The sequence below is a fragment of the Thermaerobacter nagasakiensis genome (assembly GCF_055396825.1).
Window position 1 is genome coordinate 914830 of the sequence record NZ_AP043740.1, and the last position, 12488, is coordinate 927317.

The following is a 12488-nucleotide window of genomic DNA, read 5'->3' on the forward strand; positions in this document are numbered from 1 at the left end:
CCCCTACCGACCCGCTCCCTGCCGGCAGCCCCCGTGCGGAGCGCCCGGGCCGGCGCGGGCCGGGACCCGGGCCGGGCACCCGCCGGGGTGCGCAAGGTGCTGGTGATCGGCTCGGGGCCCATCATCATCGGCCAGGCGGCCGAGTTCGACTACTCCGGCACCCAGGCCTGCCGGGCCCTCAAGGAAGAGGGCCTGGAGGTGGTGCTGCTCAACTCCAACCCCGCCACGGTGATGACCGACCCCGGCACCGCCGACCGCATCTACGTGGAGCCCCTGACCGCCGAGTTCGCCGAGGCGGTGATCCGGCGCGAGCGGCCCGACGCCCTGCTGCCCACTCTGGGAGGGCAGGTGGGCCTCAATCTGGCCATGGAGCTGGTGCGGGCAGGGGTGCTGGAGCGCTACGGGGTCCAGCTGCTCGGCACGCCGCCCGAGGCGATCCAGCGGGCCGAAGACCGGGAGGCCTTCAAGGAGCTGATGCTGGCCATCGGCGAGCCGGTGCCCCAGAGCACCATCGTCCGCTCCTACGAGGAGGCCCTGGCCTTCGCCCGGCGGGTGGGCTTCCCCGTCATCGCCCGGCCCGGCTACACCCTGGGCGGCACCGGCGGCGGCATCGCCCGCAACGAGGCCGAGCTGGCGGCCCTGGTCGACCGCGGCCTGGCGGCCAGCCCCATCGGCCAGGTGCTCCTGGAAGAGAGCCTGCTGGGCTGGAAGGAGATCGAGTTCGAGGTCATCCGCGACGGGGCGGGCAACGCCATCGCCATCTGCAGCATGGAGAACGTGGACCCCGTGGGCGTCCACACCGGCGACAGCATCGTGGTGGCGCCGGCGCTCACCCTGACCGACAGGCAGCTGCAGCGGCTGCGCTCCGCCTCCCTGCGCATCGTCGGCGCCATCGGCGTGGAGGGGGGCTGCAACGTCCAGCTGGCCCTGCAGCCCGACGGGGCGGAGTACCGGGTCATCGAGGTGAACCCGCGGGTCAGCCGCTCCAGCGCCCTGGCCTCCAAGGCGACGGGCTACCCCATCGCCAAGGTGGCGGCCCGGGTGGCCCTGGGCCGGCGCCTGGACGAGATCCGCAACCCCATCACCGGCACCTCGGCCCTCTTCGAGCCGGCCCTGGACTACGTGGTGGCCAAGATCCCCCGCTGGCCCTTCGACAAGTTCGCCACCGCCGACCGGCGCCTGGGGACCCAGATGAAGGCCACGGGCGAGGTCATGGCCATCGACCGCAGCTTCGAGGGCGCCCTGCTCAAGGCGGTGCGCTCCCTGGAGATCGGGGTCGACGCCCTGGAGTGGCCCGAGGCGCGCCAGCTGGACGAACAAGCCCTTGAGGCGGCCATCCGGGAGGGCGACGACCGGCGCCTCTTCCTCCTGGCGGAGGCGCTGCGCCGCGGCCGCAGCGTGGAGGAGCTCCATGCCTGGACAGGCATCGACCGGTTTTTCCTGCACCGCATCGCCCGGGTGGTGGCGCTGGAGGAGCGGCTGCGGGACGCGGGGCGGCGGGCAGGTCCCGCCGCCGCCCCGGGCACCGGCGACGCGCCGGTCCCCCCGGACCTGCTCCTTGAGGCCAAGCGCCTTGGCCTGACGGACCGGCGCATCGCCGAGCTCACCGGTTCGACGGAAGAAGCGGTGCGGCAGGCGCGGCGGGCTGCCGGCCTGCGCCCCGGGTACAAGATGGTCGACACCTGTGCCGCCGAGTTCGAGGCCCTGACCCCCTACTTCTACTCCACCCACGGCGAGGCCGACGAAGCCGGCGAGCGCCGGGCGGCCGACGGCGACCGGCCGGTGGTGGTGGTGCTGGGCGCGGGGCCCATCCGTATCAGCCAGGGCATCGAGTTCGACTACAGCGCCGTCCACGCCGTGCGGACCCTGCGGGCCCTGGGCTACCGGGCGGTGATCGTCAACAACAACCCGGAGACGGTGAGCACCGACTTCGACACCGCGGACCGGCTCTACTTCGAGCCCCTGACCCCCGAAGACGTGCGCAACGTGCTGGACCTGGAGCAGCCCGTGGGGGTCCTGGCCCAGTTCGGCGGCCAGACGGCCGTCAACCTGGTGGCCCCCCTGGCGGCAGCGGGCGTGCCCATCCTGGGGACCGCCCCCGAGTCGGTGGACGCGGCGGAAAGCCGGGAGCGGTTCGACCAGCTGCTGGCGCGGCTGGGCCTCCAGCGGCCGCGGGGGGCGGCGGCCCGCTCGGTGGCGGAGGCCATGGCCGCGGCGGAGCGCATCGGCTACCCGGTGATCGTCCGGCCCTCCTACGTCCTGGGCGGGCGGGCCATGCAGGTGGCCTCCTCGCCGGAGGAACTGGCCGCCTACCTGGAGACGGCCGCCCGGGTGGCGGGCGACCGGCCCGTCTGGATCGACCGCTACATCGCCGGCATGGAGCTGGAGGTCGACGCGGTGGCCGACGGGGAGACGGTGGTGATCCCCGCGGTGATGCGCCACATCGAGCGGGCGGGGGTCCACTCCGGCGACTCCATCGCCGTGGTGCCCGCCCCCGGGGTGCCGGCGGCGGTGCTGGCCCAGGTGGAGGCCGCCACGGTGGCCCTGGCCCGGGCCCTCGAGGTGCGCGGGGTGATCAACCTGCAGTTCGTCTGGGACGGCCGGACGCTCTACGTGCTCGAGGTCAACCCCCGGGCCAGCCGCACGGTGCCCTTCATCACCAAGGCGACGGGCGTGCCCCTGGCGGAGCTGGCCACCCGGGCCGCCCTGGGCCAGCGCCTGGCCGGCCTGGGCTGGCGGACGGGCCTCCTGCCGCCGCCCGAGCACGTGGCGGTCAAGCTGCCGGTCTTCTCCTGGAGCAAGCTGCCCGGGGTCGACCCCTCCCTGGGCCCGGAGATGCAGTCCACGGGCGAGGTGATGGGGATCGACGTGACCCTGGAAGGCGCCCTGGCCCGCGGCTTGCTGGCGGCGGGGATGAAGCTGCCCGAGCCGGGGCAGGGGGTGCTGCTGACCGTGGCGGACCCGGACAAGCCGGCGGCGGTGGAACTGGCCCGGCGCCTGGCGGCGGCCGGCTACCGGCTCTACGCCACCCCCGGGACCGCGGCCGCCCTGGCGGCGGCGGGCCTGGAGGCCACGGTTTTGCCCAAGCTCTCTGCCGCCGCGCCGGACGAACCGGCCCCCGGCCCGTCCCGGACGCCGCTGCTGGATGCCCTGCGGGACGGCCGGGTGCGCCTGGTGATCAACACCCTGACCCAGGGCCGCGATCCCCAGCGGGACGGGTTCCGCATCCGGCGGGCGGCGGTGGAGCGGGGCATCCCCTGCCTGACCTCCCTGGATACCGCCGCGGCCCTGGTGGAGGTGCTGATGCACCGGCCCGACCGGCGGGCCCTGGCGGCCCAGGTCCGCGCCCTGCAGGACCTCAAGCCGGTGGCGGCCGGCGGGAGCCGGCCCGGCGCCGGGGCGCCCGGGGCCACGGCGGGGCACGGCCCGGCGGTGGCCGGCGGCGGGGCGGGTGGCGGAGCGCACCGCGACGGGCGGTCGGGCCACCAGGTCCCCGGGACGGTTCAGGCCTTCCCGGCGGGGAGGGAGCGGCGGTGAACCGGGCTGCGGAACCATGCCCAGGCCTCCAGGGCGGCGGGTTTTCTCCCTCCCGCGTCCTGGCCCGGGTGGTGGAGACCCGGTGGGTGGCGCCGGGCGTCGCCATGACCACGCTGGCCGAGCCGGCCCTGGCCCGGCGGGTCGAGCCGCTGCAGTTCGTCCAGGTGCTGGTGCCCGCAGCCGGCCGGCCGCTCCCGGCCGGCAGCCCGCTGCCGCCGGTGCCGGAGGCGGAGCCGGCGGGCGGGACCAGCGGCTTCGCTGGCGGCCCGGAGAGCTCCGGCGGCACCGCCGGGGACCCCGGCGGCGCCAGGGCTTCAGGGCCCTCGGGGCACGCCGGGGAGACCGGCGGCTCCGGGCCGGGGATGCGGCCGCCCGTGGCGACAGGCGGAACCGTGGGGCGCCCCTTCCTGGGTCGCCCCTTTTCCGTGGCCGGTGCCGACGCCGAAGGGGGCCGCATCACCCTCGTGTACCGGGTCATCGGGCCGGCCACCGCGGCCCTGGCGTCGCTGCCGCCGGGCGCCGGGCTGGTGGTGCTGGGGCCCCTGGGGCGGCCGGCGCCGGCGGGCTGGACGGCCGGCGGCCGGGCGGCGGCGGAGGCCTCAGCGGCAGCGGCCGGAACGGCAGCGGGGCCGGAGCCCGGGTGCAGGCCGGACGCCGCGGCGCCGCGGCCCCTGCTGCTGGTGGCGCCCGGCTGGCAGGTGCTGGCCCTGCGGCTCCTTGCCGCCCGGGCTCAGGCGGCTGGTGTGCCGGTGACGGTGGCCAGCGTGATCGAGCCCCGGCCCCCCCAGCCGCCGGTGCCTTCCCCGAGCCCGGAGCGCCCGGCACCGGTCCCCGCCAGTGACGGGAGCGACCCCGCAGCGGCACTGGAGGCGGTGTGGAACGGGCTTTCGCCGGCGGCGCCGCCCCTCGCCTTCTGGGCCGGTTCCTCCGGCTTCTGGCCGGGTTCCTCCGGTGGGAAGGCGGCGGGGGGCGGCCGGACCCCGGGAGGCGGCCGGACCTGGCTTGAGGCCTTGCGCGCCCATCCGGCCCTGGCCGGCGCGGCGGGCCCCGGCCGCGTGGTGGCGGCCGGCCCTGCCCCCTTCCTGCGCGGCGTGCAGGCGGCGCTGGAGGGCACGGCGGCGGAAGGCTTTCTCGTCGTCGACGCCTACATGCCCTGCGGGTACGGGGTGTGCCTGGGCTGCGCCGTGCCCCTGCGCGGTCCCGCCGGAACCGTGCGGTACGCCCGGGCCTGCCGGGAAGGGCGCTGGTTTCCGGCGCGGGAGGTGATCCTGGGATGAACCCGGTTCCCTCCCTGGAAGTGCGCCTCGGTTCCCTGGTGCTGAAGAACCCGGTGGTCACCGCGGCGGGCACCTTCGGCTACGGCCGCGAGGCGGCCGAGTTCTACCCCCTGGACCGGCTGGGGGCGGTGACCGTCAAGGGGCTGAGTCTCGAACCCTGGCCCGGCAACCCGCCGCCCCGGGCGGTGGAAACCCCGGCGGGCCTTCTCAACGCCATCGGCCTGCAGAACCCGGGCGTCGAGCACTTCGTCGCCCACGACCTGCCCTGGCTGCGCCGCCTGGCGGTGCCGGTCATCGCCAACGTGGTGGGCCGGACGGCGGAGGAGTACGCGGCCGTGGCCCGCCGGCTGGATGCCGCCGGCGTCGATGCCCTGGAGCTCAACCTCTCCTGCCCCAACGTCAAGGCGGGAGGGCTCGAGTTCGGCCGGGATCCGGCCACGGCGGCGGCCCTGGTGCGCCAGGTGCGCCGGGTGACCCGGCGGCCCCTGCTGGTCAAGCTGTCGCCGGAGGGCGGCCGGCTCCTGGAGGTGGCCGCGGCGGTGATGGAGGCGGGGGCCGACGGGCTCTCGCTGATCAACACCCTGCGCGGTGCCGCCGTCGACGTGGACGCGGAGCGGCCGGTGCTGGCCACGGTGGGGGGCGGGCTGTCGGGCCCGGCCATCCGGCCCGTGGCCGTCTACTGGATCTGGGAGGCGTACCGCCGGCTGCGGGTCCCCATCCTGGGCATGGGCGGCGTGGCCACGGGCCGCGACGCGGCGGAGCTCATGCTGGCCGGCGCGGCGGCGGTGGCCGTGGGCACGGCGGCCCTGGCCGACCCCCTGGCCCCCGTGCGGGTGCTGGACGAACTGGCGGCGATCCTGGCGGCCAGGGGTCTGGACGCGGCCCGGCTCACCGGCCGGGCCCACGGCCGCGGACAGGAGGGAGCGGGATGATGGTCGAGGTGGCTCCGGCGGGGCGCCTGGTGGTGGCCCTGGACGTGGCCGACGCCGGGCGGGCGGAGGAGCTGGTCCGGCGCCTGGCCCCGCAGGGGTGCGCGTTCAAGGTGGGCCTGGAGATGCTCTACGCCCTGGGGGCCGGCTGGATCGACCGCCTGGCCGGGCAGGGGCTGCGGGTTTTCGCCGACGCCAAGCTGCACGACATCCCCCACACCGTGTTCAGGGCCGCCCGCGCCCTGGCCGCCCGGGGCGCGTGGATGATCACCGTCCACACGGCGGGCGGGGCGGACATGGTGCGGGCGGCGGTGGAAGGGGCCGCTGAAGGGGCCGCCGCTGCCGGCTGCCTGCGCCCCCTCCTGGTGGGGGTGACGGTCCTCACCAGCCTGGACGAAGGGGCGCTGCGGGAGGCGGCAGGCACCGCCTTGCCCCTGGCCGCCGAGGTGGTGCGGCGGGCGGAACGGGCCCGGGCCTGGGGGCTTGACGGGATCGTCTGCGCGGCGGTGGACCTGGCGGCGGCCCGCCGGGTGCTGGGCCCGGGCATGGTGCTGGTGACGCCCGGCATCCGTCCCTCGGGGGCGCCGGCGGCAGACCAGCGGCGGGTGGCCGCACCGGGGGAGGCCGTGGCGGCGGGCGCCGACTACCTGGTGGTGGGGCGCCCGGTCACGGAAGCCGCCGATCCCCGGGCGGCCCTGGAGGCCATCGCCGCCGAGGTGGAGCGGGCCGGAGCGGCTAATCCGGCGGCCGCCCCCGGGGCCGGTGGGCCGGCGGGGGCCACCGGGCCCGCTGGCAACTCTGCGGAAGGCATTGCCGCAGGTGCTGCTGGGAAGCCGGCGGGAGTTGGGGCCGGCGCCCGGCCTGCCGGCGACGAAGAGGTGAGCCAGGCATGAGCGGGGGCAACCCCAGGATGGCCCAGCGAGGGGCGACCGGGGGCGAATGGGCCGGCGGTGGCGGATTGGCCGGCGGCGCCGGATCGGCCGGAGACTCCGTGGCAGCGCTGCTGGAGCAGACGGGCGCCCACCGCCGAGGGCACTTCCGGCTGACCACCGGCCTGCACAGCGACGAGTTCTTCCTCCTGGCCCAGGCCTTTCAGTATCCCCAGGTCCTTGAAGCCATCGGGGCGGCCCTGGCGGAGGCGCTGAAGAACGTGCTGCCCGCGGGGATGCCGGTGGGTGCCGTGGCCGGCCCGGCGGTGGGCGGGATCCTGCTGGCCCACGCCGTGGCCCGGTGCCTGCCCGCCCGCTCCCTCTTCGCCGAGAAGGAGCCCGGCGGCGGCATGGCCTTCAAGCGAGGCTTCCGCCTGGAGCCGGGCGAGCCGGTGGTGGTGGTGGAGGACGCGGTGACCACCGGCGGTTCGGTCCGCAAGACCATGGAGGCCGTCACGGCGGCGGGCGGCCGGGTGGTGGCCGTGGGGGCCGTGGTCGACCGCAGCGGCGGCGCCGTGGACTTCGGCGTGCCCTTCGCCGCCCTGCTGACCCGCTCCGTGGCCGCCTACCCGCCGGGCGACTGTCCCCTGTGCCGCCAGGGCGTTCCGCTGCAGGACCTGAAGCGCGGGTAGGGCCAAGGGCGCCGGGTTGGGGCGGCGGCCCGGCCTGCAGGCGCGCCTGCAACGAAGAGGGGGCGGGGCTCGGGGCCGGCAAAGACCGGTGGGGCGCGCACGGCCGTGCCAGACGGGGCGGGGGCGCACGGCGGCGCCAGGCGCGCTCCGCGGGCACGGTGGCGGCCGTAACGGCTGCCGGGCCCTTCCACGCCGAAACGCCATCGTCAAGGGCTCCCGCAAGTCTCCACCATCCTTCCAGGGCGGATTCCCCGAGTTGCACGCGCAGGACCGGCGGCTCCTACCGGGCGGGCTCTGCTGGCTCGACCTCTCCCGACTGGCCGACCCTCAGGCTGCCCTCAGGCGGCGTTCAGCCGCGCCTCAGCCCCGCGGGCGTAGCATGGAGGTGACGGAGGAACGGGCTGGTGAGCTGGGGTGTCCGGTTTTCGGGCCCGCCCTGGTGAGTGCGCCGTCCTGCACGAAGGCCCATGGACAGGCCGGGCCGACGGGTGCCGGCGCCCTGGCCCGCGGGGGTGGTCGGGACGCCCCGGGGAGGTGGGTGCGATGGCCGGCCGAGTCGGGTGGAGGGCGTTGCGGGCGGTCCTGGCGGGGGCCGTCCTGCTGACGGTGTCCCTTCTGGTCGCCGGTTGCACCCCGGGTCCGCTCGAAGTGGGAACGGGCGCGTCAACGCCTGCCCGGACTGCCGCGCCCGCGGGCGGAGCGCCCACGGGCGGAGCCGGTGAAGCCGGTTCGTCCCAACCCGGACTCCTCATGCCGCTTCCGGACGCCTGGTACAGCGCAGGGGGGCTTTCCCTGCGCGTCGACGGCATCAGCCTGGACAGCGGCCGGGTGCTGGTGGATGTCACGGTGAAGAACACGGCCGACGGCCAGCGGTTGCTGCTGCTGGGCGGTTGTGGCCCTTCCCAGGGCGCAGTGCTCACCCCGAGCCGGCGGTACGAGCTGTATTACCGTAGCAGCAACGGCGATGATCTCACCCGCGGCATCCCGCCGGGCGCCACCCGGCAGGCGCGGGTGGTGCTGGCCTTCCGCACGGGGCTCGAGCCCGACCTGGCCCGGGTGAGTGGCCTCGAGTTCCACCCCGGCTACGTCCTCGACCCCCAGGCGGGGAAGTTGAGCTACCTGGAGGTCCGCATTCCCGCTGCCCACTGATCCGCGTTCCCCCGCCCCGCCGCCTTGAGCTGCGCCAACCTGTCTCTTCAGCAGGACCTGCCGGGCTTGCCCGGGCCAGCGCCCGGCCCCTGCCCGGGCCGGGCAGTCCACCACCCGCTGCCGGCCGGCCAGAGGGTCCCCGCCGCGCATGCGGCGGATGACGCCAAGCGCCTCCGGTCCTGCGGGCCGGTCCCGGTCTGCCGTGGGGCCGGGCCGTGGGGCGCTTTCGGTGCTCCCCGTGCGGTTGACAGTGACACCGGCCCGCGGGTAACCTTAGACCAGAACCAAATAAGGATAGATTCGCAAAAACATCCCCCTGGACGGTTGGTCCGCCATCGCCCACGGGGCCACGCCCGGAGGTGAGCTGGGTGGCCAAGGAACTGGTCGAACTGGGCCAGGAGTACAAGTACGGTTTCCACGACCCCGAGAACTACGTGTTCAAGTCCCCCAAGGGCTTGACCCGGGAGATCGTCGAAAGCATCTCCCACTACAAGAACGAGCCGGACTGGATGCGGCAGATCCGGCTGCATGCCTTCGAGGTCTTCCAGAAGAAGCCCATGCCCACGTGGGGCCCCGATCTCTCGGGCCTGCGCTTCGAGGACATCCACTACTACATCAAGCCCGCCGAGCGCCAGGGGCGCAGCTGGGACGAGGTGCCGGAGTACATCAAGCGCACCTTCGACCGGCTGGGCATCCCCGAGGCGGAGCGCAAGTTCCTCGCCGGCGTCAGCGCCCAGTACGAGTCGGAGGTCGTCTACCACAGCATCCGGGAAGACCTGGAGAAGCAGGGCGTGATCTTCTGCGACACCGACACCGCGGTCAAGGAGTACCCCGACCTGGTGCGGGAGTACTTCGGCACGGTGGTGCCGGCGGAAGACAACAAGTTCGCCGCCCTGAACACCGCGGTGTGGTCCGGCGGCAGCTTCATCTACGTGCCGCCGGGCGTGCGGGTCGACATCCCCCTGCAGGCGTATTTCCGCATCAACGCCCAGAACATGGGCCAGTTCGAGCGGACCCTGATCATCGTGGACGAGGGGGCCTTCGTCCACTACGTGGAGGGCTGCACGGCGCCCATTTACTCCACCGACTCGCTGCACTCCGCGGTGGTGGAGATCATCGTCAAGAAGGGCGGCCGCTGCCGCTACACCACCATCCAGAACTGGTCCCACAACGTCTACAACCTGGTGACCAAGCGGGCCGTCGCCTATGAAGAGGCCACCATGGAGTGGGTCGACGGCAACATCGGCTCCAAGGTCACCATGAAGTACCCGAGCGTGTACCTGCTCGGCCGCGGCGCCAAGGCCGACATCCTGTCCATCGCCTTCGCCGGCCGGGGGCAGCACCAGGATGCCGGCAGCAAGGTGATCCACGTGGCCCCCGACACCTCGTCCACCGTGGTGTCCAAGGGCATCTGCAAGGACGGCGGCATCCAGAGCTACCGCGGCCTGGTCCAGGTGCACGAGGGGGCCGAGCGGGCCAAGGTCAACGTCCAGTGCGACGCGCTGATCCTGGACCCGTACTCCCGGACGGACACCTTCCCCTACATCGAGATCAACGAGGACAACGTCACCATCCAGCACGAGGCGACGGTGTCCAAGGTCAGCGAGGAGCAGCTCTTCTACCTGATGAGCCGCGGCATCGACGAGCAGACGGCGACCACCATGATCGTCAGCGGCTTCATCGAGCCCTTCACCAAGGAGCTGCCGATGGAGTACGCCATCGAGATGAACCGCCTGATCCAGCTGGAGATGGAAGGCTCCGTCGGCTGATGGGGTTCCTGGGGCCGGCGGCTGCGTCCGTTCGGCCGGGCTTGCAGGTCCGGCCGGCCGCCGTCCGCTCCGCCACCGGTCCCACCGGGGCGGCCGGGCGTGACCGGGCGCCCCTGGGAAGCGGTGGTCGGCTGGGCAAGCCGGGAGGCCGGTCCCCGGGACGGGCGGCGCCCGCCGCTTGCGCCAGAGGTACCGCTGCGCCGGGCGGCCTGCATTGTGCCGGGCGGCCGCATGGAAGGCGGCGCGGGGCGGCGCGCTGGGCGGCAGCGAGGCTCTGAACGAACCGGCAAGGCCGGTGGCCCTCGGGCCACCGGCCTTCGCGTGGAGGAGGGTTGATCCATGGCCTGGAGGCAGGTGGCGACCCGGGATCAGGTCCCGGCGGGAACGGGGCTGAAGGTGGAGATCGACGGCCATCCTGTGGCTGTCTGGCATACCGCCAGCGGCGAGTTCTTCGTTACCGATGATACGTGCACCCATGCCCAGGCGTCCCTGAGCGAGGGGGGCCTGCAGGGCTACGTGTGCATCTGCCCGCGCCACGGGGCCCGTTTCGACGTGCGGACGGGGGCCGTGAGGGCCTTGCCGGCGGTCGTGCCCTTGCGCACCTATCCCGTGCGGGTCGACGGCGATGCCATCCTGATCGATTGGAAGGACTGATCCGCTGCGGGGAGGGTGGATCCGCTGCGCGGCCGGGCCGCCGGGGGCTGCGGGCTGGGGCGGTCCGGCCGCCGGCCCGGCTGGCGTGGCGGCTGTAGGCGGCGAAACTCCTGCCGCCGGTTCGGGAAGGGGGTTGCACCTGTGGGCGGAACGGCCACCACCTCGCAGGGCGCCGGCACGGGCCCGGGCGCCGGGGGCCCCGGAGGGCGGCCGGGGGCAGGGCCGCTCCAGGCGGGCCGGTTCGTCCAGGTGGCCTTCCTGGCCGCGGGAGCGACCCTGTTCAGCCTGGGGATCAACGGCTTTCTCGTGCCGGCGCGGCTGGGCGAGGGCGGCCTCAGCGGCGTCTCCTTGCTGCTGCACTACGCCACGGGCCTGCCCGTTTCGCTGCTCTACCTGCTGCTCAACATCCCCCTGTTCGTTTTCGGCTGGTGGGCCATCGGCCGGGGGTTCATCCTGCGGACGGGCCTGGCCACCCTGCTGGTCACCCTGGCCCTGCGGCTGACGGAGGGCGTGGCCTTCCGGGTGGACGAGCCCCTGCTGGCCAGCCTGTACGGCGGCGCCTTCATCGGCTCGGGCATCGGGCTCCTGTTCCGGGCCGGCGCCAGCAGCGGCGGGATCGACATCGTCGCCCGGTTCCTCAAGGAGCGGTACGGGATCGGCATCGCCGAGACCTTCCTGGTGGCCGACAGCCTGGTGCTGGCAGCCTTCGCCCTGACCCTGGGGGCCGACACCGCCCTCTACTCCATCCTGGTGACCTTCCTGGGCGGACGGGTGGCCGACGTGGTGCAGGAAGGACCCTTGCGGGCCAAGAGCGCCTGGATCGTGACCAGCCGGCCCCGGGAGATCGCACGGGTGGTGACCGTCCAGCTGGGGCGCGGGGCCACCATCCTGCGGGCCACGGGCGCCTGGACGGGCGAAGAGCGGGCGGTGGTGCTGGTCGTCCTCAACCGGCGGGAGCTGGCCCGGCTCAAGCAACTGATCCGGGAGATGGACCCCCAGGCCTTCGTGGCGGTGACCGATGCGGCGGAGGTGCTGGGAGAGGGGTTCCCGGCCGCCTGGTCCTGACAGGGGGCGACCGGGTGTGCGGTGTGGCGCGCTGTTGCCCCGGGAAGCCGCGGTTCCGCAGGGAAACCGCGTTTCCACAGTCTTGGCACGACCCGTCCTTATTCACCGAAGATGACGAAATCATTTCAAAAATGTTAAACTCCCCATATGAACACCTCCTCGACCCGGTTTCCGCACGGGCCTGAGCGGGAGCCCGGCAGGGCGCAACCGGCAGGCCGGTCAAGCCCCAGCACGACCGGGGATGCCCCCGGGCGGGGGCCGGGCGGCCCGTTACCTGTTGCACCTGGTCCTGCACCTGCTCCTGGACCTGAGGGTGAACCTGGGCCGGAACCTGCCGGCGGGACAGAGCAGGCGGCATCACCGGCGGCAGCCCTGGCGGCTGGGAGGCCTTCCGGTGACCGGACGGCGGAGCCGGCCCCAGGGGCAGGGCCTTCGCCCGGCCGGGTCCGGCAGGGCACGCCGGGTATGGGCGCGCCGGCCGTGGAAGCTCCGGCCCCGGCCCCAGATCCGGCCGGAAGCCACGGCGGAAGCCATGGCGGGCCCCACA

The 12488-nt window shown here is 74.5% G+C and carries 9 protein-coding genes; all 9 read left to right on the forward strand.

The features are described 5' to 3' along the window. The first annotated feature begins 33 nt into the window (after nt 1–33). The 9 genes from carB (at nt 34) to ACZ5T9_RS04030 (ending at nt 11941) form a co-directional block, all read left to right on the forward strand. Entirely contained in the window at nt 34–3537 is a 3504-nt protein-coding gene (gene carB / locus ACZ5T9_RS03990; protein ID WP_464834390.1) for a carbamoyl-phosphate synthase large subunit, read from the forward strand. Beyond that, a complete protein-coding gene (locus ACZ5T9_RS03995; protein ID WP_464833969.1) occupies nt 3534–4814 on the forward strand; it encodes an iron-sulfur cluster-binding protein in 1281 nt (426 codons plus the stop codon). Before carB ends, ACZ5T9_RS03995 begins: the two co-directional genes overlap by 4 nt. Then, complete coding sequence (locus ACZ5T9_RS04000) at nt 4811–5746, forward strand: dihydroorotate dehydrogenase (protein WP_464833970.1); 936 nt, start codon at nt 4811–4813, stop codon at nt 5744–5746. Before ACZ5T9_RS03995 ends, ACZ5T9_RS04000 begins: the two co-directional genes overlap by 4 nt. Then, complete coding sequence (gene pyrF / locus ACZ5T9_RS04005; protein WP_464833971.1) at nt 5743–6636, forward strand: orotidine-5'-phosphate decarboxylase; 894 nt, start codon at nt 5743–5745, stop codon at nt 6634–6636. The genes ACZ5T9_RS04000 and pyrF overlap by 4 nt, the downstream gene beginning before the upstream one ends. Before the next feature lie 98 nt (nt 6637–6734). Then, entirely contained in the window at nt 6735–7304 is a 570-nt protein-coding gene (pyrE, locus tag ACZ5T9_RS04010; RefSeq protein WP_464833972.1) for an orotate phosphoribosyltransferase, read from the forward strand. A gap of 543 nt (nt 7305–7847) precedes the next feature. Continuing rightward, nucleotides 7848–8453, forward strand: coding sequence for a hypothetical protein (locus ACZ5T9_RS04015; RefSeq protein ID WP_464833973.1), 606 nt, complete (start codon nt 7848–7850; stop codon nt 8451–8453). 368 nt (nt 8454–8821) lie between these two features. Continuing rightward, nucleotides 8822–10222: a Fe-S cluster assembly protein SufB gene (gene sufB, locus ACZ5T9_RS04020; protein ID WP_464833975.1), complete on the forward strand. Its 1401-nt coding sequence runs from the start codon at nt 8822–8824 to the stop codon at nt 10220–10222. A gap of 339 nt (nt 10223–10561) precedes the next feature. After that, nucleotides 10562–10876 (forward strand): non-heme iron oxygenase ferredoxin subunit, encoded by a 315-nt coding sequence (locus tag ACZ5T9_RS04025; RefSeq protein WP_006903105.1) that lies wholly within the window; start codon nt 10562–10564, stop codon nt 10874–10876. A 141-nt stretch (nt 10877–11017) separates the two neighbouring features. Continuing rightward, a complete protein-coding gene (locus tag ACZ5T9_RS04030; protein WP_006903106.1) occupies nt 11018–11941 on the forward strand; it encodes a YitT family protein in 924 nt (307 codons plus the stop codon). Nucleotides 11942–12488: the final 547 nt, after the last annotated feature.